The organism is Hypericibacter terrae (assembly GCF_008728855.1).
GTDB classification, from domain to species: domain Bacteria; phylum Pseudomonadota; class Alphaproteobacteria; order Dongiales; family Dongiaceae; genus Hypericibacter; species Hypericibacter terrae.
In genome coordinates this window covers 304075-324414 of sequence record NZ_CP042906.1, presented here as the reverse complement: position 1 = coordinate 324414, position 20340 = coordinate 304075, and the positions used below count along the sequence as shown (strand labels likewise).

Here is a 20340-nt window from a genome sequence, read left to right as displayed (position 1 = left end):
GGCGGATGAGGGGCGGGATCGAGGTCGCGCCCGCGATCGAGAACCTGCAGACGATCCTATGGTAAACGAAACCTTACCCGGAGAATTTTCCTGAAGAATCAAACGACCTTCAGGCAGGGCGGCGTCGGGGCGCGGTTATCGCCTCTTGTTGCGGCGCGCCCCGAAGGTCTCCCGAGCGGGGGGCTTTCGCCTGGACGGCTTCTCCTCTCCCGGAAATTTGATGTCCTTGCTGAAGCAGATCGAGAGCATCCAGGCCTTGCCCTTGCCGCGGTTGAGAAAGGCATGGGGCATCTTGCTGTCGATATAGGCACTGTCGCCGGCCTTCAGGGGCATGGGCGCATAGAGCTCGGTATGGAGCTCGATCCGGCCCTGCAGCACATAGATGAACTCCTCGCCTTCATGCGAGCTCCACCGCCTGATGTCGGCGAGCTCGCGCGCCTTCACCTCCATATGGAGCGGGATCATGTGCTTCTGGCGCAGCTCGGCCGAGTGGACCTGGTACTCGTACATGTCGGTCGAGAAGAAGACGCCGGTTCCCTCGCGCGTCGTGGTGAGGCGCCCCGCCGGCAGGAGCGGCGACACGCCGTTCAGCATCGCCTCGAAGCCCAGCTCGAAGCCCCGTGCGATCTTGAGCAGGGTGTCGAACGAGGCCGCGACCTGCGCGTTCTCGACCTTGGACAGGGCCGAGATCGAGACGCCGGCCCGCTTGCCCAGCTCCTGCAGGGTCCAGCGCCGTTCCTTGCGCAAGGTCTTGATGCGCTCGCCGATCTGCGCGGGCGTCAGATCCATGGGTGGCGATCCGGTTCCTGGGCTTCGATCCGCGGTCTACGACAGGGGCAGCGAGGCCGCACGATTGAACTGATCCCACATCGTGCGGTAGGCGGGATTCTGGATGAAGTAATTGCGCGCCTCGAGCTTCGCGATCCAGCGGTCGCGGGCCTCGTCCGCCTCCCGCCAGCACGCCGTCACGAACGCCGCCTTCTCCTGGGCATCGCCGCGGCGCACGGTCTCGGAGTCCCGGAAGAACCGGTCTTCGATCGCCTCGAACTCGCCGCGGATCTGCGGCATCAGGCTCTTATAGTCGGCCATGGCGCGGCGATGCAGGAACTCGTGCTTCCACCAATAGGCCTCAGGCGTATAGGACTCGCGCGGCATCGGCCCCAGGTCGGGCAGATCGACGCCGAAGAAGGCCGGCTTGAAGATCGAGACGTCGGTGCCGGAGGTCGCTGTCACCCAGGCCATGACGTCGTCGCCCCGCGTGTCGGCGATGAGGGCGCCCGTCGCCTGCCAGAACCGGTACTCGTAGGGGGCCGCATGCATGCAGATGCGGGTCGGGCGTTCGCCCATCATCGGCTCGTAGTCGCCTTCGCCGGTGTAACGCAGCAGATCCGCCATGGTGCGGACGGTGATCTTGCCGGCACGGGCCTTGAGGAAGCCGTAAGACGCCTTCTGCCGCTCCGCAGCCGCCACGCAGCGCGTCCGCTCGACATCGTCGAACAGCGCCCCGAAATCGGGCTTCCGGCCATTGTCGGCCTCGAGGGAGCAGCGGTCCCAGTCGCTGCCGATGGTGTAGCCGTTGGAAATCGAGCCGAAGCCCTTGACCTCGCGCGCCGCCCACTCGCCGGCGGCCGTCTCCAGCACGATCGCGCCCTCCTTGTCCGACACGATGAAGGAACCGTCGAAATGGCTGTTGCCGCGCAGCTCGCAATTACCGCCCTGACCGAACGTTTTGAGCATGTCGGCCACGACATCGACGGCTTCGTGACGGGTCGCGGCGCGCTCGAGGATGAGGCGCAGCAGATCGATCAGCACGACGCCGTCGCCTTGCGACGAGAGCTTGCTGAAGACGGCTTCGTTGCCGACCGCAACGCCCCGCTCGTTGACGCCGATCTCGCCGCCATAGAGCCAGAACGACTTGTCTATAATCGCCTCATAGGTGTGCCGCGCCTGGGGAATGACGCGGTGGCTGATCCGCACCTGGGCGCCCTCCGGATAATCGCGGCGCGGCAGCTTCAGCAGATGCTGCGCTTCGTTGATCTCGGTATCCGCGCTCTTGGCCAGCAGCACCGAGCGGTTCGCGGTGGCGTCAGGCAGGGCGACGAAGGTATCGCACATGGGTCTCTCCGTTCTGGGACATCAGGCGAAATGACAGCGGGCCTCGTGGGTTTCGGACAGTTTCGCCGCCTCGGGCTCGTTGGTACAGAGGGGCTCGGCGCGCGGGCACCGGGTCCGGAAGCGGCAGCCGGAAGGGATCGCGAAGGGGCTAGGGACCTCGCCTTGCAGCACGGCGGCGCGGGTCCGCTTGACCGGTTCCAGCCGCGGCACGGCCTTGAGCAGCCCTTGCGTATAGGGATGGCGGGGAGTCGTGAAGATCTCAGCCGCCGTGCCGGTCTCGACGATCTTGCCCAGATACATCACGGCGATTCGATCGGACATGTGCCGCACCACGCCCAGCTCATGGGCGATGAACAGCATGGTGAGCCCCAGTTCGTCGCGCAGATCCTTCAGGAGATTGAGGATCTGCGCCTGGATCGAGACATCGAGGGCCGCCACCGGCTCGTCCAGCACGAGAAACCGCGGCCGCACGGCCAGGGCCCGCGCCAAGCCGACGCGCTGGCGCTGCCCGCCGGAAAGCCCGCGCGGGAGGCGCTCCGCCATATCCGGCAGCAACCCTACCCGATCGAGGAGACGGCGCACCTCGCCCGCGATTTCCCCCTCGGGCACGATCTGGTGGAAGCGCAGCACCTCGGCGATCGCCTTGCCCACCGGCAGGCGCGGATTGAGCGATGAATAGGGGTCCTGGAAAACGATCTGGGCCTGCCGGCGGAACCGGGCCAGCGCCGCGCCCTTGAGCGACGAGACATCCTGGTCGTCATAGAGGATTTGGCCGGCACCCGGCTTGATCAGCCCCAGGATGGCGCGCCCGACCGTGGTCTTGCCGCTGCCGCTTTCGCCCACCAGCCCGACCGTTTCGCCGGCACCCACCGAGAGGCTGACACCGTCGACCGCGCGCACGGCGGCGGCTGCACGGCCGAGCGCCGCATCGACCACCGAGCGGGGGCTCTTGAAAGCGATGACCAGATCCTCGATCCGCAGCACGTCCTTGGCCGCGCCGCCGCGTGCCGGAAGGCGACTCGGGGCGGGCACGGGCGCGGGCCTCGTCATGCTGGTCATGTTGCGCCCGCCATCGCCGGCGCCACCCGGTCGGCATGGATGCAGGCGGCCCGGTGATCGCGTCCGACAGGCTCGAGAGGAATGGACCGGGCCCGGCATTCCGCGGTCGCCCGGTCGCAGCGTTCGGCGAAGGCGCAGCCCGCGCCGAGCCGTGCCAGATCGGGCGGCTGGCCCGGGATCGAGGCCAGCCTCGCTTCGCGCCCCTCGATGCGCGGGATCGAGCGCAGCAGGGCCTGGGTATAGGGGTGCGCCGGCGCCTCGAAGATGGCCTTGGTCTCCGCGAGCTCGACAATGCGGCCCGCATACATCACCGCCACGCGGTCGCAGGTCTCGGCGATCACTCCCATGTCATGCGAGACCAGCACCAGCGCCATGCCGGTCTCGCGCTGCAGCTCGAGCAGCAGCGACAGGATCTGATCCTGGATGGTGACGTCGAGCGCGGTGGTGGGCTCGTCCGCCAGCATCAGCTTGGGATTGCCTGCCATGGCCATGGCGATGACGGCACGCTGCATCATGCCGCCCGACCATTGGAAGGGAAACTCGTCGACCCGGGTCTGGGGCGAGGGAATCCCGACCCGCCGTAGCAGCTCGACCGCCGCCTTGCGCGCCTCGCGCTGGCCGATGCCCTTATGCACGCGCAAGGACTCCGAGACCTGATCGCCGATCGGCCAGACCGGATTGAGGCAGCTCATCGGGTTCTGGAAGATCATGGCGATGGATTGGCCGCGCACACGGCGCATCTCGGCATCCCTGAGCTGCATCAGATCGCGGCCCTCGAACAGGATCGCGTCGGCCCGCTGCGTCGCGGGCGGCGAGGGCAGCAGCCGCAGCAGGGCGCGGCAGAACACCGATTTGCCGCTGCCGGACTCGCCGACGATTCCCAGGGTCTCGCCGGGCCGGATCGAGAGCGAGATCCGGTCGTTGGCGACGACCGGCCCGCGGGACCCGCGAAACTCGACCGTGAGATTGCGAATTTCCAGAAGCGCGCCGGGCGAAGGGGTCATCGGCGCGCTCATACGAAGGTGTGGTGGCGTTCGCCGAGCCGGCGGGCGAGACCGTCGCCGATGAGGCTCAGGGTGGTACCGGTGAAGACGATGGCAAGCCCGGGCAGCGTGCAGATCCACCAGGCCTGCAGGATGAAATCGCGCCCCTCCGCGATCATGGCGCCCCATTCCGGGATTGGAGGCTGGATGCCGAGGCCGAGGAAGCTCAAGCCCGACACCAGCAGGATGTTGAGCACGAAATCCGACATCGAGAACACGATCGAGGAGTTGATCACGTTGGGCAGGCCGTGCCGCAGGATGATGCGGTTGGTGGGGAAGCCCAGCACCCTGGCGGCCGTGATGTAGTCCTTGCCGCGCTCGACCATCATCTCGGCGCGGGCGAGGCGCGCATACATGGTCCAGGCCACCAGGAACACCGAGATATAGATGTTCTGCACGCCGGGTCCCAGGATCGCCAGGATCACGATGATCAGCACCAGGAAGGGGAAGGCCATGGCGACATCGAGGACGCGCATCAGGACCGCGTCGAAGCGCCCGCCGAGATAACCCGAATAGGCCCCCAGCATCACGCCATAGATCATCGGGACATAGGTCGTGATGACGCCGATCTGCAGATCGATCCGGGCGCCATGGATCACGCGGGAGAACACGTCGCGGCCCAGGCTGTCGGTACCGAAGAGATGCGCGAAGCCCGGCGGCAGCAGCACGGACCCGAAGTCCTGGAAATTGGGATCGTAGGGCGCGACCCAGGGCGCGAAGATCGCCGACAGGGCGATCAGCAGCATCATGGCCGTGCCGATCTTGAGCGACAGGCTCCAGGAGCCGATCTCGCTCGCGATCCCAGCGAGGGGCTGAGGGCGGGAGGTGCTGCCGATCGATGCCATCGCTCAACCCTTCAGCACACGGCGATCGACCAGCATGTAGCTGAGATCGGCCAGGAGATTCACCACCACGACGATGACCGCAAAAATCAGGGAGAGACCCTGGATCACGGGATAGTCGCGGAATCCGACCGAGCGCACCAGCAGTGAGCCCAGTCCCGGCAGGGAGAAGACATATTCGACGATGACCGCCCCGCTCACCAGCCAGCTGATATTGACGGCCAGCACGGTGATGGCCGGGATCAGCGCGTTGCGCAGCACATGCTTGAGGAGAATGCGCCATTCCGAGAGGCCCTTGGCGCGCGCCACCTCGACATAGTCGGTGGCGAGGATATCGAGCATCGAAGAGCGCAGCGACTGCACCAGGATCGGCGCCAGGAAGAGGGCAATGGTCAGGCTTGGCAGGAACATATGGTGGGCATGACCGACCAATCCCTCGCCGAAGCCGGAAATCGGGAACCAGCCCAGCCACAAGCCGAAAAAGAGCATCACCAGGAGGCCGATCCAGAAGGGTGGCATGGCGAAGCCGATCATGCTGCCGACCCGGATGACATGGTCGGCCCAGCGATTGCGGTAGAAGGCCGAGAGCAAGGCCAGCGGCAGGGCTAGCAGGACCGAGAGCAGGGTGCTGTTGATCAGAAGCCACATCGAGGGCCAGATCTTCTCGGCCACCAGGGCCGTGACCGGCGCATTCTGGACGATGCTGATGCCGAGATCGCCGATCGCGGCCTTGCCGACGAAATGGACATACTGGATCAGGAGCGGACGATCCATCCCGAGGCGGGCATAGATCGCCGCCACTTCCTCGTCGCTGATCCTGCCATGCATCATGATCCGGATCGGATCGCCCGGAACGAGCTGGATCGCGAAGAAAACGAAGACCGTCACGCCCAGGATCACCGGCAGGGCGTGCAGGATTCGCTCGAGCGTGTAGCGCAGAAAGATCATCGCAATGAAACGGCCGCCCCCGGACCACCGGGCCCGGGAGCAGCGTCGTCCGAAGCGCCGGTTACGACTTCAGCCAGACTTCCCGCAGCCACCACCAGCCGACCGCGATATTGGCCCAATTCTGCACCTTGTTCTGATAGGCATTGACATAGGGCAGGAAGTTCAGCGGCACGCTATAGCCGTCGTGATAGACGATGTCCTGGATCTTGGCATAGAGCTCGGCCCGCTTGGCGCTGTCGTTGGTATGGCGGGCATCGGACAGGAGCTTCACCACCTCGTCGTTCTTGTAGCGCGAGAAGAAGGCCTCGGTCGAACCGGTGCCGTCCGCCTCGAGCGTGGCCAGCTCGTCGCTGTCGTTGATGTCGCTGGTGATGTAGCTCACATAGGCCTGGTAGTCGCCCTTCTGCGTCATGCTGAAGGCGGTGCCGACGTCATATTCGACGATGTCCACCTTGAGCCCCGCCTGGGTCCAGCCCTGCTGCAGGATCGTCGCGATCTGGCGCGAGGGCGCATTGCCGGTATCGACCATCAGATGGATCGGGGTCCCGTCATAGCCGGCCTCTTTCACCAGTGCCTTGGCCTTCTCCAGATCGTAGGGAATGAGCTGGACCTTGTCCGACCAGTAATTGACCTTCGGCATGAAGGAATTGGCGATCTCGCCATAGCCGAAATAGACCGCCTTCATGATCGCGTCGCGGTTGGCCGCGTAGTTCAGGGCGAGGCGGATTCGCTTGTCGTCGATCGGCTTCTGGGCGTGATTGAGATAGACATAGTCGAGCCGGTAGGAGGGTGCCACCTCGAGGGTCACGCCATCGACCGCCTTGACCGAGGCGGCCTGGTTCAGGGGCACGGCGAGAATCGCGTCGAAATCGCCGTTGCGCAGGCCCAGCACGCGCGAATTGCTTTCCGGCACATATTTCAGCACGACCTGGTCCAGATAAGGCATCGGCTTTCCGTCCGTCCCCTGGCGCCAGTAATACTCGTTGGGCACCAGCACGATCTGGCTGCCGCGCTCATAGCTCTTCACCTTGAAGGGCCCGGCGCAGACCGGCGCCAGGCCGAAGGCCGTCGCATCCTTCTCGTAAGCCGCCTTGGAGACGACCGAGGCGGAGAACAGCGACATCGCCGAGAGCAGGGCCGCATTAGGCGATTTGAGCGTGACGGTCAGATGGCTGTCGTCCGTCTTCTCGATCGATGAGACGGTCTCGAAGGCGAACCCATAGGCGGCGGCCGGATCGGCCACCCGCTTCAGGGAGAACACCGCGTCCTCGACCGTGACCAGTGTGCCGTCGTTGAATTTGAGGCCCGGACGCAGCTTGAAGACATAGGAGAGCCCGTCGGCCGATACGGTCCAGGATTCCGCGAGGCCCGGCTCGAGCCCTTGCCCGGTCTTGTCCGCCGCCACCAGCGGCTCGCAGATCTGTGCGATCGCATAGATCGAGCCATTGTCCGAAGGAATGAACGGATCGAGCGTCAGGGGCTCGTCCGGACGCGCCACGGTCAAGGTGCCGCCGCGCTTGACGTCATCGGCCGAGGCCGAGGCCGCACCGATCAGCGCGGCGAGAGCCAGCGTGGCCAAGGCCACGCCCGTCGATCGTTTTCCGAGTTTCAGCATGCTGTCCTCCCTAGGCTTTTTCGTTGCAACCGCCCATTCCATCCCGGGCCGGCTGATCTTTCATCCCAGGCATTGGCGCCTGTTCTGTCAATGGAAAAACATTTCCTATGAGAAAAAAGCAGCGGTGCGCTATAAAACCCGAACCATGAGCACGAGCCAGAACATCCTGTGCGCCACGCCCCGGGGACACCGCGAAACCGCGCTCGCCGCGTTGGAAACGCCGGCGGTCGTGATCGACCGGACGATCCTCGAGGCCAACATCGCCCTGGGGGCCGCGATCGCCCGCCAGCACAAGGTGGCGTTGCGCCCGCACATCAAGACGCACAAGTCGCCCGCCATCGCCAAGCTGCAGATGGAGGCCGGCGCCGCCGGCATCACTGCGTCCAAGACCGACGAGGCCCTCGTCTTCATCGAGGCCGGCATCCCCTCGGTCACGGTCGCCTACCCGCTGGTCGATCGCGCCAAGATCAGCCGCCTGATCCGCGCCGCGAAGATCAAAGGGACCGATCTTCGGGTCGTCGCCGACAGCGCCGATGGCATCGCGGCCCTGTCGGCCGAGGCCCGGGCGCAGTCGCACCGTCTGCCGGTCTTCCTCAAGGTGGATGTCGGGCTGCATCGCTGCGGCGTCGACCCGGCGCTCCCGGCCTCGCGCGATCTCGCCTTGTCGGTGGGCCGCACCGCGGGGCTGCGGTTTGCCGGCCTCCTCTCCCATGCCGGCCATGCCTATGCCGCGGGTACGCCCGAGGGCGTGCGCCTGGTCGCGCGTCAGGAACGCGATCTGATGGTCGGTTTTGCCGAGAGCCTCCGCCAGGCCGGACTCGAGGTGCCGGCGATCTCGGTCGGCAGCACGCCCACCGTGCTCCTCAATGACGGATTCGAGGGCCTGAGCGAGGCGCGGCCCGGCAATTACGTGTTCATGGACATGACCCAGGTCGGGCTTGGCGTGGCGCGTCCCGCGCAGGTTTCCCTGAGCGTGATCGTCACCGTCGTCAGCCGCAACGACCGCTACGCGATCGTCGATGCGGGCTCGAAGGTGATGAGCTCGGATCGAGGTCCTCACGGTTCCGACAGCGTGCGCGGCTTCGGTGCCGTGTTCACGCTGGAGGAACCCGATGCGCCGGCGATGACGCTGGCGCGGCTTTCCGAGGAGCATGGCTTCGTCGAGCATGAGGGCCGCGATCTCAAGATCGGATCCCGCTTGCGGATCGTCCCGAACCACTCCTGCCCGGTCGCCAATCTGACAGACCGTTTTGTCGCGATCGACGAAGCCGGCGGCGTCGAGTACTGGCCGGTCGAGGGCCGCGGCTGCGTGCGCTGATCGTGACAGGCGGCGAGCATCGCCGACCCCTCCGGTCCCGCAGGTCCCGTTGAATATCTAGACACCCTTGTATAGCGGTGCGAGAATCGCCGGCGCATGCCTGGGGGAAGCCGTCGACGCGGCTTTCGACCCGACCTGTCGACCGGTGGGAGGAGCGCATTCGGTGAAGCCTGCGCCATCAGCCGCGACGAGCCATTATCCGCAGACCAAGGCGAGCCGCGAGGATTGGATCCAGGCGGCACTCCGCAGCCTGATTGCCGATGGTGTGGAGCAGGTCAGGATTCTGCCGCTGGCGAAGAAGCTTTCGGTGTCGCGTTCGAGTTTCTATTGGTACTTCAAGCGCCGGGAAGATCTGTTGAACGAGCTTCTGCGGCATTGGCAGGAGAAGAACACGCGATCGATCATCGAACGGACGCATAGGCCATCCCAATCGATCGATCAGGGCGTCCTGAATATTTTCGAATGCTGGGCCAATGACAAGCTCTTCGACCCGCGGCTCGATTCGGCGATCCGCGACTGGGCCCGCCGCTCGAAGCCAGTCCGCAAAGTCGTTCAGAAGGCCGATGAGAAACGGGTCGAGGCCGTCACCGGGCTCTTCCTTCGGCACGGCTATGAGGGTTCTGAAGCCTTCATTCGCGCCCGCGTGCTCTATTTTACGCAGATCGGCTATTACGCGCTGGGGGTCGAGGAGTCGTTGCGGCAGCGGCACACCTATCTGGCTCCCTACCTGAAGAGTTTCACCGGGCAAGAGCCCCGCCAGGAGAACATCGACAGATTCCTGCGGGCCGTCGGCACGGGCTAACATCCGCGAGCCTGCTCTGGCCTCGAGCCCAGACGTTCGTTGCAGCACGACCTGCGGTACGGATCAATCCGCCGGCAACGCCGCGACCGAATCATGCAAGGCCTGGGCGATCCTTGCGATCTCGTCCTTGCCTTCGCCGCGGGCAGCCAGCGCCTCGGCCGTCGTCGCGGCGCCGAAGATCACGCGCAATCGGCCAGGCCTGGGCCAGCGTCGGTTTCGCGGCAGCGCCTCGAACGTCCCGACCAGCCGGACGGGCACCGCGCGCGCGCCGGTCTTCTGCAGCAACAGGCCGACACCGTGCAGGAAGGGACTGATCTCCCCAGTGGGAGAGAGACGTCCTTCCGGGAACCAGACCAAGCGGCGGCCCCGGTTCAGCACGGCCACGCCCATCGCCAGGGCGCGCGCCGGCTCACGATCCGGATCGACGGGCAGCACATTCCCGGCGCGGCTGATCGCCCGCATCATCGGGGTGGAGAAGAGCAAGGCGGCCCACCCGGCCCAGTAGGTTCGGCGCAGATCCGCAAAGCCGAAGGCCGCCGCGAGCACCAGCGGATCGAGATAGCTGGCATGATTTGGAGTCAGAAGGACCGGCCCGTCGGCGGGGACGTTGTCGCGACCCTGCACATCGAGGCGGAACAGGGTCCGGATCAGGAGGCTCAGCCCGACATAGAGGGCGAAGCCGAGGCAGCGCCAGAAGAATGTCGGTTCGGCGGCGAGCTCCGCTGGGGCATCGGCGGCACCCGCAACCGCGGAATCGCCACCGGATGACGCGGGCGCCCGCGCAATCTCCCGCAAGAGGTCGCGCAATGTCAGTGCGCGCGCGATCGCCGCTTCGTCGAGCCGCACCCGGAAGCGGCCCTCGATCTCCGCCGTGAGCTCGATCCATTGCAGGGAATCGATGCCGAGATCGAGTTGCGGGCTGGTACCCGGCGTCAGGCGATAGCCAGGATAGCGCGCCAGGAGCCAGTCCCACACCGGACGCGACGAAGCGCTTTCGAGAAGCTGGCGGTCTTCGAGCGAGAGCGGCTCGGGCTCGCCCTCCGTCACGCCCGCCTTGGCATGCGCGTAGTGGGCCACCAATTGATGGCGCTTGAGCTTTCCCAGATGGGTGCGAGGCAAAGCTTCCAGCGTGAAGGCATAGCCCACGACCCGCTCCTGCGGCTTCAGCAACGCGGCCCGCCGTTCGATCTCCTCGCGCAACAACCCTTCGACCCTTGCCGCTCCCCGCTCACGGATGGCGTCGGGCTCCGGCACCACCAACGCGACCAGCGCGTTGTCGGCGAGCAGCACCGCCATTTCCTTGACGAACGGCATCGCGGCGTAGGCGGCCTCGATATCGTCGGGAAACACCTTCTTGCCGCTCGGCAGCGTGAGGGTCTCGTTGGCCCGGCCCACGACATGCAGATAACCGGCGATGTCGACAAATCCGAGATCCCCCGTTCGAAACCATCCCGGTTCGGCAAAGGCGGCGGCGTTCGCCGCGGGGTCTCCGAGATAGCCGGAGAAGATGCTGGCGCCACGCGCCAGAATGGGGGCGGGGGCGAGCTCCGATCCCCCGTCGGCACGCAGCTCGACGCCCAGAACGGGCAGGCCCTCCGTCTCGAGCCGCGCCTTGCCCGGCGGATTGAAGGTCAGGATCGGCGAGGTCTCGGTCAGGCCGTAGCCGGTCAGAACCTGCCAGCCCAGCCCTTCCAACCGCCACGCGACTTTCAGATCGAGTTTCGCGCCGCCGGAGCTCAATGCCCGCAATGCGCCGCCAAACTCGGCATGAAGACGGTGAAACAAAACCCGCCCGAGGCGCAGATGAAAATGCCGACGGAGCCAGATGGAAAGCCGCAAGAGGCGCCAAAACAGCCACGCCGTCGGCCCCCCCTGGCGCGCGACACGGGCTTCAATACCGCTCAAGAGCGCCGCATACAGCCCTGGAACGCCGATGATGACCGCGGCATGCCCAACGCGAACGGCATGGAGGATCTGGGGTCCGGTCAACCCGGCTGGGAAGATGAGCATCGCCCCGCTCGCCAGCGCTCCCAGCATGCCGACGGTGAAGGGATAGGCATGGTGCAGCGGCAGGGGCAGCAGGACGGGATCGCCGGCAGCGACGATCCGCGCCGCCAGCAGGCTCTCCAGATTGGCGATGAAATTGGCGTGGGTCAGCGGCACAGCCTTGGGTGTGCCGGTGGTGCCTGAGGTAAAGAGGAGAGAGGCGCGCCGATCGGGTGGGATCGTCGGTAGTGTGCCCTTGGGTTCGGTCAGGAGCGAGCGCCAGTTCCGCGCCTTCGCACGCTCGCCAACCGCCTCGGGCTCTTCGCTGTCGAAGAGATAGACGGCGCTCTCCGCTTCAGCCAATGACAGTCGCGACAGTCTTTCGCGGGTCGTGAAGAGCCTGTGGCAGCCGGCCCTCCCGAGCATCGCGCCGACCTCGGCGTCTTTCGACAGGACATCGAGCGGCAAGGCCGTGGCGCCGGCGGCCACGATGCCGAAATAGGCCACGATCCATTCGGCCCGGTTCGGGGCCAGGATCGCGACCGGCTCTTCGGGCTGGACCCTCTCGGCGATCAATCCGTGGGCCAGCCGCCGGGCGTGGTCCGCGAGCGTCTTGTAGGACCAGGTCTCGGCGCCGGTCTCGCGGTCGACACTGACCGCCGGACGGTCGCCCAGCCGATCCCATCGGTCGAACAGGTCCGGCAGCGTCCTCAGTTCGCCCATGGCGCCAATCCTTCTTGGGGAGCGCCGCCCGCCCCCGGATCGTCATGACGGCATGATCGTTTCCGAAGCGTATGATCTGAATCAAGGCCAAACCCGAGGGATCGGGCCAGTCTGGAGCCTTCAGAAGAGGTTCCCAATGTCCATTCCGATCGATATCAGCTTTCGCGACATCGACCCCTCCCCGGCCATCGAGGCGCGCATTCGCGAAAAAGCGGCGACGCTCGAGCATTTCTTCGATCGCGCGATCTCCCTGAAGGCCGTGGTCGAGGCGCGCCATCGCCACCAACACAAGGGTAAGCTCTATAATGTGCGCCTTCATCTCGCGGTTCCCGGCCAGGACATCATGGTCAATCACGAGCACAAGCAGGATCACGCGCATGAGGACGTCTATGTCGCGATCCGCGACGCCTTCGACGCCTTGACCCGGCGGGTCGAAGACCATGCGCGGCGGCGCAGCGACCGGGTCAAGACCCACGCCGTGCCCGATCATGGCCGTGTCGCCAAGCTGATGCTTCAGGAAGGCTATGGCTTCGTGCAGATGTCCGACGGCCAGGAGGTCTATTTCCACAAGAACGCCGCGGGCAACAGCTTCGATAAGCTCGCCGTCGGCGACGAGGTGCGCGTCATTGTCCAGGACAAGGAAGGCGAGAAAGGCCCGCAGGCGAGCCTGGTGACGCCGATCGGCAAACATCACCTGCAGGATGGCGGGAAGCGCTAGGAGGCGCGCCCGCCCCCGTCTGCGCCCGAGCCGGGCTTGACGCCGGACGGCGCAAGTCCGAATCATGGCGCAGTCCCGGCCCGGGAAGCGGACAATCGGCGGGACAGGGGAGAGACATGGCCGAGCTCGACGCCACGCTGGAGCGGCTCCGGACATTGGCCGAAGGTGGCCTCGAGCAGGCGACAGCCATGCCGCCGGCGATCTATCGCAGCGCCGAGTTCCATGAACTCGAGAAGAAGGAAATCTTCGCCCGCGAATGGCTCTGCGTCGGCCTCGCGGCCGATGTGCCGGCCGCCGGCCATTATCTGAGCTTCTCGATCAACGACCAGCCGGTCTTCGTGATGCGCGGGCGCGACGGCCTCATCCGCGGCTTCTCCAATGTCTGCCTGCACCGGATGATGCGGCTGGTCGAGGGCCAGGGCAGCTGCCAGCGGCTGGTCTGCCCCTATCATGCCTGGACCTACGATTTCGACGGCAGGCTGCTGGGCGCGCCGCATATGAAGCAGACTCCCGGCTTCGAGCCGCGCAGCCATCATCTGCCCGCGATCCGCACCGAGGTCTGGGAAGGCTGGGTCTATGTCACGCTCAACGAGCAGGCCCCGCCGGTCGGCGAGCTGCTGGCGTCGCTGGCGCCCCTGGTCGCGCCCTATCAGATGCAGAACTATGTCTCGGTCGCGCTCCAGGACCATGTCTGGAACACCAACTGGAAGCTGCTGACCGAGAACTTCATGGAGGGCTATCACCTCCCGGTGGCCCATCGGGCGACGGTCGGCGCCTGGATGCCGATCGAGGACACGCGCTTCCCGACCGAGCCCAACGACCATTTCACGGTCCAGACCTTCACCAAGGACGAGACCGCGCGCTATGGCCGCGCGCATCCCTCGAACACGCGTCTCGAAGGCCATCACCGCTACACCACCGTCATGCCCTCGGTATTTCCGGCGCATATGTATGTGCTGGCGCCCGATCATCTCTGGTACCTGTCGCTCCGGCCCAAATCGTTGGGCGAGGTCCATGTCCGCTTCGGCGTGGCGCTGGCGCCCGAGGTCGTCGCCAACCTGCCCGACCTCGAGAAGGAGAAAGCCGAGCTGCTGGCGTTCTTCGACAAGGTGAACGCCGAGGACCGCTTCGTGGTCGAGGGTCTCTACCAGGGCGTGCAGGCGCCGCTCGCCAAGCCGGGGCGGCTCAGCTGGCTCGAGCGCGAGATCCACGATTTCACCTGCTATCTGGCGACCCGGCTCGCGGGCTGGCGGCGCAGCGAGTCGCTCTCTCGGCGCCAGCGTGCCGCCTCCTGATCCGTCAGGGGCCGCGATAGCCGAAGCTGACGATGCGGTAGCGCATCAGGATATACATCACCGCGAAGATGAAGAAGACGGCGCCATTGACGAGCGTCGCCAGCGCGAAGAGCTCCGGTCCCAATCCGAATCTTAGAGAGCCCCAAGCCACTGCCGGCAAGGTTGGGATGGCGCCGAGGTTGTAGAACGAGATCTCGAGATTGTTGAAGGCGAGGATGAAGCTGATGAGGAAGGCCCCGAAGAGCGAGGGCCAGATCGTCGGCAGGGTGATCTCGATGAAGCTGCGGAAAGGCCCGGCGCCGAACACCATCGCCGCATCGTCCATGTTCCAGTCATAGCGCACGAGCTGCGCCAGGATGATGAGGAAGGCAAAGGAGGTGCCGGGCACGGCGTTGGCGGCCATGGCGGAATAGAGATTGCCCGGCAGCCCCAGCACGCGCGCATTGAAGGCAAGCGTCGAGATCCCGATCAGGAGCTCGGCCACGAACAGGGGCGCCAGGAACATGAACATGGCGAAGCCCCGCCAGCGCGAGCGGTAGCGCAGGATACCGATGGCGCCCGCCGCCGCCAGCACGGTCGACAGGACGGCGCTCCCCAGCGCCAGAGTGATGCTGTTGGCGAGCGCATCGCCGTAAAGCGAGCTGGCGAAGAGGTCGCCGTAGGACTGCGCCGAGAAATGCGGCGGGAAGGGCCAGACGATGTCGGCCGAGAAGGAGGTGTAGATCACATAGAAGATCGGCGCATAGAGGAAGACATAGACCGCGGCCAGCACCAGACCCATGGCCAGGACCGCCGGCTTCAGAGTCTTGTGCTTCCCCGCGATCATGGGTTGATCACCCCGGTGAAGCCGCTGCGTTTCAGGTTGATCGAGCGGCCGATCAGGACGATGGCGACGATCGAGGAGACGAAGAGCGCAACCCCCATGGCCGAGCCGAGCGCCCAGGTGCCGGTCTCGCCGAACTGCTGGGCGAGACTCATGCCGAAGGAGCTCGATTGCGTGCCGCCGAGGAAGCGCTGGGTCACGGCCGAGGCGAGGCAGGGAATGAAGACCACCACCAGTCCGATCGCCGTGCCGATCCAGTTGAGCGGCCAGGTGATCTCGATGAAGGCACGCCAGGGCTTGGCCCCGTTGATCTTGGCAACCTCGAGCAGCTCGAAATTGAAGTTGATCACCGAGAGATAGATCGCGGTGATCATGAAGGGCACATAGAGATAGACGAGCCCGATTCCGGCTGCGAGCGGCGTGTACATCAGCACCTGGATCGGCGGCAGCCCGATCTCGGTCAAGGTCATGTTGATGAGCCCGATCGGCCCGAACAATCCCTGCAGCGCCGCGATGCGCAGGATGACGCCGGTGAAGAAGGGTGCGGCCAGCAGCAGCACCAGCAGCAGGCGGTAGCGCCCGCCATGCTTGGCGATGAAATAGGCAACCGGCCAGGAGATCACGAGGCAGGCGAGCGTCACCGCCAGCGCCATGAAGAAGGAGCGCAGGAAGAACACCCGATAGGCAGGCTCGGTCAGCATCACCCGGTAATTGTCGAGATTCCAGTCGGCATAGAGCTCGTAGCTCTCGGTCCGCCAGAAGCTGAACACCACGATCGAGAGCAGCGGCAGGAGCAGCGCGATCATGATGAAGAGCGCGCCCGGTCCCGCCAGCAGCGCGAAGCGATAGGCGAAGAGCCGGTGCAGCTTGGTGCGGCGGGGGGTGATCTGCAGCGTGCCGGCGGTCATCGCCTCAGCCTGCGAAACAGGCGCCGCCGCCGGCGGGCCAATGCACCACGACCGCTTCCTCGGGTCGCAGGCTCAAGGCGCGGGGCGTGGCGCTGGCGATGATCTCGACGCCGTCGGCCAGCGTGACGATGTAGTTCGCGGTCTGGCCCTTGAAGATGATATCGCGCAGCTTGCCCGGAAGCTGGTTGCGGCCCTGGAGGCTGGCGCCATTGACGCCGGCCGGCGCGATCTCGAGATCCTCATATTTGATCGAGAGCTGGACAGCGGCACCCGCCACCGCGCCGTCCGGGCAGGGCACCATGATCGAGCGGCCGCGCCATTCCATGCGGCCGAGCGTGCCCTTGGCCTCGACCAACTTGCCTTCGAGGCGGTTGGCATGGCCGACGAAGCTCGCCACGAAGGCCGAGGCCGGGTTGGTGTAGATCTCGACCTTGGCGCCGACCTGCTCGAACTTGCCGTTGCGCATGACCGCGATGCGGTCGCTCATGGTCAGCGCTTCTTCTTGATTGTGCGTGACATAGATAAAGGGGATCTGCAGCTCCTTCTGGTAGCGGCGGATCTCCACTTCCATCTCGGAACGCAGCTCGCGATCGAGATTGGCCAACGGCTCGTCGAGCAGCAGAAGCTCGGGCTCGGCGATGAGCCCGCGCGCCAGCGCCACGCGCTGCTGCTGCCCGCCCGAAAGCTCGTTGGGATAGCGGCCCTCGAGCCGGTCCAGATGCATCAGCTTGATGATCCAGGCGAGCCGTTCGTCGCGCTTGGCCCGGTCGACCCGCTGCATGCGCAAGGGGAAGACGATGTTCTCGGCGACCGTCTTGTGCGGGAACAGCAGGAAGTTCTGGAACACCATGCCGATATTGCGCCCATAGGGCGGCAGATCGGTCACGTCGCGCCCGGCGATCAGCACGCGACCGGTATCGGGCGGCTCGAGCCCGGCGATGATCCGCAGGAGCGTTGTCTTGCCCGAGCCGCTGGGTCCCAGCAGCGTGAAGAACTCGCCACGATCGATCGTCAGGTCGATGCCGTCGACGGCCGTGATCGGACCGAAGCGCTTGCCGACGGACTCAAGCTTCAGCGTTGCGTTTGGCACGGCTCTCCCGTTCGCCTCGACTGACCGATCCAGAATTTGGGGGCCGCCCCTTGGCGGGGCGGCCCGGCTCCCGTGAACGTCCCCCGACGTTACGAGGCCTCGACGTCGGACCAGATCCGCTCCCATTTCTCGGGCGAGGAGGGCTGATCGAACATATGCAGCTGGCTAGCCTCGCTGCTGCGATTCTGGAAGTAAAGTTCGATCTCGTTGGGCGAGAGCAGGTCGCGCAGGTCGACGGTGCCGCCATAGCCGGTGCTGCGCACCACCCGCACGTAATTGTCCTTCTTGAGGAAGCTGTCCATCCAGTGATGCGCCAGCTCGACCCGCTCGGAATCGGCGCCCGAGCTGATCATCCAGGTATCGACCCAGCCGAGCCCGCCTTCCTTCGGCTTCAGCACGTGCTGGATGTCGAAGTCGAGCTTGCCGTCCTGCTTCAGCACCGTCAGATGGCGATAGGTCTCGGCGAACTCGGGTGCGGCCCATACCGCCCCGCCGCGCATCAGCCGGTCGAGCGCGTCATAGTCCTGATAGCGCGTGAGCAGGAGCTTCTTCTGCTGGATCAGAAGCTTCTTGGTCTCCTCGAGTTCGGCATCGGTGAGATTGTAGGGGTTGAAGGGGTTGCCGTCGGGCCGGGGGCCCGAGATGGTGCCGAGATTGGTCGCGGCGAGGATGCCGATCAGCGCGATGTTCTCCTCGAAGCGCGAGTTGGTCGACATCTTGCCTTTGTACTTCTCGTTCAGCAGCAGGCTGATCGAGCCGATATCGCCCGCGGCGACCTGGCTCGAATTGACCGTGATGCCGTAGCCGCCCCAGCAATTGGGCGCCGCCACCTTATGCTCGCCCGACGGATCAGCGAGCAGCGGGAAATTCGGCGGCAGGAAATCGGGAAACACGTTCGCCATGCTGGCGATCTTGCCGTAATCGACCGCCTGGGTGAGGCCCTGGCGGAAATAGAGGCGCGGCCAGAAGCCGTCGCCCTGGACGATGTCGAAGTCCTTGGTGCCGCCCACCTTCATCTTGTTGAAGGCCTCGGAGTTGCCGTCGAAGAAGGTGGGCGCGAACTTGGCCCCGAACTTCGATTCGAACTCGGCGATCGTTTCGTTGATGGCGTAGGGCTGCCACATGAGCAGCCGCAAGGTCGGCGTCGCCGCCTCGGCATTGCTGATGAAAGGCGCCATCGGACGGAAGACCAGTCCCGCGCCGGCGATCGCTGCGCCTTTGAGCAGCGCCCGGCGGGTGGTGCCGACGCGGCGCGCCGACGAAGCAATGCGCAGTCTCGTATGAGAAATCGACATGGCGTTCTCTCCCTGTGGGGTGCCGGCAGGCCGGCCGATGGCGTTCGCCATCTTCTTGACCTCCCCAGATTGCAACATAATTGCTACTAAATGCAATATAGTGCTAAAAATGCCTCATCGAGGGGCGGCGGCGCCCATTCCCTGGGCGCCGGAGCGGCAGAAATCCTCGAGGGGGCACGCACCCGATTCGCCGGCGCCGGCTATAGAGACGGGGCGCGGGCGACGGGACGGACGAGAGGAAACAGGCGTGTTAGCCGAGGAACGGCAAAATCAGATTCTGTCGATGGTGAACTCGCGCGGCTCGGTCTCGATCACCGAGATCCAGCGCAAGCTCAAGGTGTCGCGCGAGACCGTGCGCCGCGACCTGCTGCTGCTGGCCGAGCGCAACCGGCTGCGCAAGACCCATGGCGGTGCGCTCTCGCTCGAGCGCAACGAGCCCGAGATCGAGGTCCGCCAGGTCACCAATGTCGAGGGCAAGCGCGCCATGGGGCGACTCGCGGCCAGCCTCGTCCCCGACGGCGCGTCGGTGATCCTCGCCAGCGGCACCACGATGCAGAGCGTGGCCGATGCGCTGCTGGTGCGCGAGGGCCTCACCATCTTCACCAACAGCATCTCGAGCTGCAGCAAGCTCGTCGGCCACAACAAGAACCGCGTCTATATGCTGGGCGGCGAGGTGCAGCCTGCGAACGGGGCCACGCTGGGCCGCGACGCCACCACCATGCTGACGCATTACTTCGCCGATTTCGTCTTCGTCGGCGCCGGTGCCATTTCGCCCGCGGGCTGGCTCATGGACTACACCCGCGAGGAAGGCGAGCTGCACAGCCTGATGCTGCAATCCGCGCGCACGCCGGTCGTGGTCGCCGATCACACCAAGTTCAACCGCTACGCCCCGGTCCGCGTCGACAATTTCGACAAGGTCACGCATCTGGTGACCGACCGGCGCCCTGACCCGGCCACCGCCGCCACGCTTGCCAATCTGCCGCTCGAGCTGCTCGTGGTGGGCAGCGAGAATTCATGAGGCCCGCCGCCCGCGACCTGTTCCGGACGGCCAGGCCACCGCATTTCTGATCGGAGACGAAAGATGAAGCATGAAGCCCTGCGGCGGGAAATCGTCGCCGCCTGCATCAACATGAACGCCCGCGGCATCAACCAGGGCACCTCGGGCAATATCAGCGTGCGCGTGCCCGAAGGCTTCCTGATCACGCCCTCGGGCATGACCTATGAGGAGACCAGGCCCGGCGACATCGTGGTGATGCATCTCGACGGCACCCATGAAGGCAAGCGCAAGCCCTCCAGCGAATGGCGCTTCCATCGCGACCTGATGAAGACGCGCCCCGAGGTCGGCGCCGTCGTCCACACCCATTCGATGTTCGCGGCGACGCTCTCCTGCCTTCATCTCGACATTCCGGCGGTGCATTACATGATCGCCGCCACGGGCGGCAGCAAGATCCGCTGCGCGCCCTATGCGACCTATGGCACGCAGGAGACTGCGGACAATGCGCTGAAAGCGCTCAAGGGCAGCCTCGCCTGCCTGCTCGCCAACCACGGCATGATCGTGCTGGGCCCCAACCTCAAGAAGGCGATGTGGCTCGCGGTCGAGGTCGAGACCCTGGCGGCGCAATATTGGCGGGCGCTCCAGGTCGGCAAGCCGAAGATCCTGCCCGACGCGGAAATCCAGCGGGTGATCGAGAAATTTCGCGGCTACGGCCAGACGAAAGAGGAACCGGTCTCGGCCTCCTGCTGCTGAGAGACGAGGGATC

The 20340-nt window shown here is 65.5% G+C and carries 18 protein-coding genes; 6 read left to right on the top strand and 12 right to left on the bottom strand.

Going from position 1 to position 20340, the window contains the following annotated elements; all coding sequences use genetic code 11:
• Positions 1-135 precede the first annotated feature (135 nt).
• From FRZ44_RS01550 to FRZ44_RS01520, 7 genes are all read right to left on the bottom strand, one after another.
• A complete protein-coding gene (locus FRZ44_RS01550) occupies positions 136-789 on the bottom strand; it encodes a helix-turn-helix domain-containing protein (RefSeq protein ID WP_151175519.1) in 654 nt (217 codons plus the stop codon).
• 36 nt (positions 790-825) lie between these two features.
• Positions 826-2115: a peptidase C69 family protein gene (locus FRZ44_RS01545; RefSeq protein WP_151175518.1), complete on the bottom strand. Its 1290-nt coding sequence runs from the start codon at positions 2113-2115 to the stop codon at positions 826-828.
• Positions 2116-2136: 21 nt separating this feature from the next.
• A complete protein-coding gene (locus FRZ44_RS01540; RefSeq protein WP_225308498.1) occupies positions 2137-3147 on the bottom strand; it encodes an ABC transporter ATP-binding protein in 1011 nt (336 codons plus the stop codon).
• A gap of 23 nt (positions 3148-3170) precedes the next feature.
• Complete coding sequence (locus FRZ44_RS01535; protein ID WP_225308497.1) at positions 3171-4178, bottom strand: ABC transporter ATP-binding protein; 1008 nt, start codon at positions 4176-4178, stop codon at positions 3171-3173.
• Between the two features lie 8 nt (positions 4179-4186).
• A complete protein-coding gene (locus tag FRZ44_RS01530) occupies positions 4187-5062 on the bottom strand; it encodes an ABC transporter permease (RefSeq protein WP_151175516.1) in 876 nt (291 codons plus the stop codon).
• A gap of 3 nt (positions 5063-5065) precedes the next feature.
• Positions 5066-6007, bottom strand: coding sequence for an ABC transporter permease (locus FRZ44_RS01525; RefSeq protein ID WP_151175515.1), 942 nt, complete (start codon positions 6005-6007; stop codon positions 5066-5068).
• Between the two features lie 61 nt (positions 6008-6068).
• The gene (locus FRZ44_RS01520) at positions 6069-7622 is read right to left on the bottom strand and encodes an ABC transporter substrate-binding protein (protein ID WP_191908356.1); all 1554 of its coding nucleotides are present in this window, start codon (positions 7620-7622) and stop codon (positions 6069-6071) included.
• 145 nt (positions 7623-7767) lie between these two features.
• On the opposite strand from FRZ44_RS01520, the gene FRZ44_RS01515 reads away from it, so the two are divergent.
• Positions 7768-8940, top strand: coding sequence for an alanine racemase (locus tag FRZ44_RS01515; protein WP_191908355.1), 1173 nt, complete (start codon positions 7768-7770; stop codon positions 8938-8940).
• Between the two features lie 67 nt (positions 8941-9007).
• Positions 9008-9742 carry a TetR/AcrR family transcriptional regulator gene (locus tag FRZ44_RS01510; protein ID WP_225308496.1) on the top strand — a complete coding sequence of 245 codons (735 nt, stop codon included), beginning with the start codon at positions 9008-9010 and terminating at the stop codon, positions 9740-9742.
• Between the two features lie 63 nt (positions 9743-9805).
• Here the strand turns inward: FRZ44_RS01510 and FRZ44_RS01505 are convergent, their stop codons facing one another.
• Complete coding sequence (locus FRZ44_RS01505) at positions 9806-12451, bottom strand: AMP-binding protein (RefSeq protein ID WP_151175512.1); 2646 nt, start codon at positions 12449-12451, stop codon at positions 9806-9808.
• Between the two features lie 136 nt (positions 12452-12587).
• Between FRZ44_RS01505 and FRZ44_RS01500 the strand changes: the two genes are divergently transcribed.
• Complete coding sequence (locus FRZ44_RS01500) at positions 12588-13169, top strand: HPF/RaiA family ribosome-associated protein (protein ID WP_151175511.1); 582 nt, start codon at positions 12588-12590, stop codon at positions 13167-13169.
• Between the two features lie 116 nt (positions 13170-13285).
• Positions 13286-14464 (top strand): aromatic ring-hydroxylating oxygenase subunit alpha, encoded by a 1179-nt coding sequence (locus FRZ44_RS01495; RefSeq protein ID WP_151175510.1) that lies wholly within the window; start codon positions 13286-13288, stop codon positions 14462-14464.
• Between the two features lie 4 nt (positions 14465-14468).
• On the opposite strand, the gene FRZ44_RS01490 is transcribed toward FRZ44_RS01495, so the two are convergent.
• The 4 genes from FRZ44_RS01490 to FRZ44_RS01475 all read right to left on the bottom strand — a co-directional run bounded on the left by FRZ44_RS01490 (position 14469) and on the right by FRZ44_RS01475 (position 18580).
• A complete protein-coding gene (locus FRZ44_RS01490) occupies positions 14469-15290 on the bottom strand; it encodes an ABC transporter permease (protein ID WP_225308495.1) in 822 nt (273 codons plus the stop codon).
• Positions 15287-16195, bottom strand: a complete 909-nt coding sequence (locus FRZ44_RS01485; RefSeq protein WP_225308494.1) for an ABC transporter permease — start codon at positions 16193-16195, stop codon at positions 15287-15289. Before FRZ44_RS01485 ends, FRZ44_RS01490 begins: the two co-directional genes overlap by 4 nt.
• Positions 16196-16199: 4 nt before the next feature.
• A complete protein-coding gene (locus tag FRZ44_RS01480) occupies positions 16200-17285 on the bottom strand; it encodes an ABC transporter ATP-binding protein (protein ID WP_191908354.1) in 1086 nt (361 codons plus the stop codon).
• 89 nt (positions 17286-17374) lie between these two features.
• Complete coding sequence (locus FRZ44_RS01475; protein ID WP_191908353.1) at positions 17375-18580, bottom strand: ABC transporter substrate-binding protein; 1206 nt, start codon at positions 18578-18580, stop codon at positions 17375-17377.
• 247 nt (positions 18581-18827) lie between these two features.
• On the opposite strand from FRZ44_RS01475, the gene FRZ44_RS01470 reads away from it, so the two are divergent.
• Positions 18828-19598 carry a DeoR/GlpR family DNA-binding transcription regulator gene (locus FRZ44_RS01470; protein ID WP_151175507.1) on the top strand — a complete coding sequence of 257 codons (771 nt, stop codon included), beginning with the start codon at positions 18828-18830 and terminating at the stop codon, positions 19596-19598.
• A gap of 63 nt (positions 19599-19661) precedes the next feature.
• On the top strand, positions 19662-20327 hold the full coding sequence (locus FRZ44_RS01465; protein WP_151175506.1) for a class II aldolase/adducin family protein: 666 nt from the start codon (positions 19662-19664) through the stop codon (positions 20325-20327).
• The last annotated feature ends 13 nt before the right edge of the window (positions 20328-20340 follow it).

Excerpts from the sequence above, each read along its gene's own strand:
- FRZ44_RS01530 (WP_151175516.1), bottom strand. The coding sequence starts at position 5,062 with ATGGCATCGATCGGCAGCACCTCCCGCCCTCAGCCCCTCGCTGGGATC.
- FRZ44_RS01550 (WP_151175519.1), bottom strand. The coding sequence starts at position 789 with ATGGATCTGACGCCCGCGCAGATCGGCGAGCGCATCAAGACCTTGCGC.
- FRZ44_RS01520 (WP_191908356.1), bottom strand. The coding sequence starts at position 7,622 with ATGCTGAAACTCGGAAAACGATCGACGGGCGTGGCCTTGGCCACGCTG.
- FRZ44_RS01535 (WP_225308497.1), bottom strand. The coding sequence starts at position 4,178 with ATGACCCCTTCGCCCGGCGCGCTTCTGGAAATTCGCAATCTCACGGTC.
- FRZ44_RS01515 (WP_191908355.1), top strand. The coding sequence starts at position 7,768 with ATGAGCACGAGCCAGAACATCCTGTGCGCCACGCCCCGGGGACACCGC.
- FRZ44_RS01525 (WP_151175515.1), bottom strand. The coding sequence starts at position 6,007 with ATGATCTTTCTGCGCTACACGCTCGAGCGAATCCTGCACGCCCTGCCG.
- FRZ44_RS01490 (WP_225308495.1), bottom strand. The coding sequence starts at position 15,290 with ATGATCGCGGGGAAGCACAAGACTCTGAAGCCGGCGGTCCTGGCCATG.
- FRZ44_RS01505 (WP_151175512.1), bottom strand. The coding sequence starts at position 12,451 with ATGGGCGAACTGAGGACGCTGCCGGACCTGTTCGACCGATGGGATCGG.
- FRZ44_RS01545 (WP_151175518.1), bottom strand. The coding sequence starts at position 2,115 with ATGTGCGATACCTTCGTCGCCCTGCCTGACGCCACCGCGAACCGCTCG.
- FRZ44_RS01495 (WP_151175510.1), top strand. The coding sequence starts at position 13,286 with ATGGCCGAGCTCGACGCCACGCTGGAGCGGCTCCGGACATTGGCCGAA.
- FRZ44_RS01465 (WP_151175506.1), top strand. The coding sequence starts at position 19,662 with ATGAAGCATGAAGCCCTGCGGCGGGAAATCGTCGCCGCCTGCATCAAC.
- FRZ44_RS01475 (WP_191908353.1), bottom strand. The coding sequence starts at position 18,580 with ATGTCGATTTCTCATACGAGACTGCGCATTGCTTCGTCGGCGCGCCGC.
- FRZ44_RS01500 (WP_151175511.1), top strand. The coding sequence starts at position 12,588 with ATGTCCATTCCGATCGATATCAGCTTTCGCGACATCGACCCCTCCCCG.
- FRZ44_RS01485 (WP_225308494.1), bottom strand. The coding sequence starts at position 16,195 with ATGACCGCCGGCACGCTGCAGATCACCCCCCGCCGCACCAAGCTGCAC.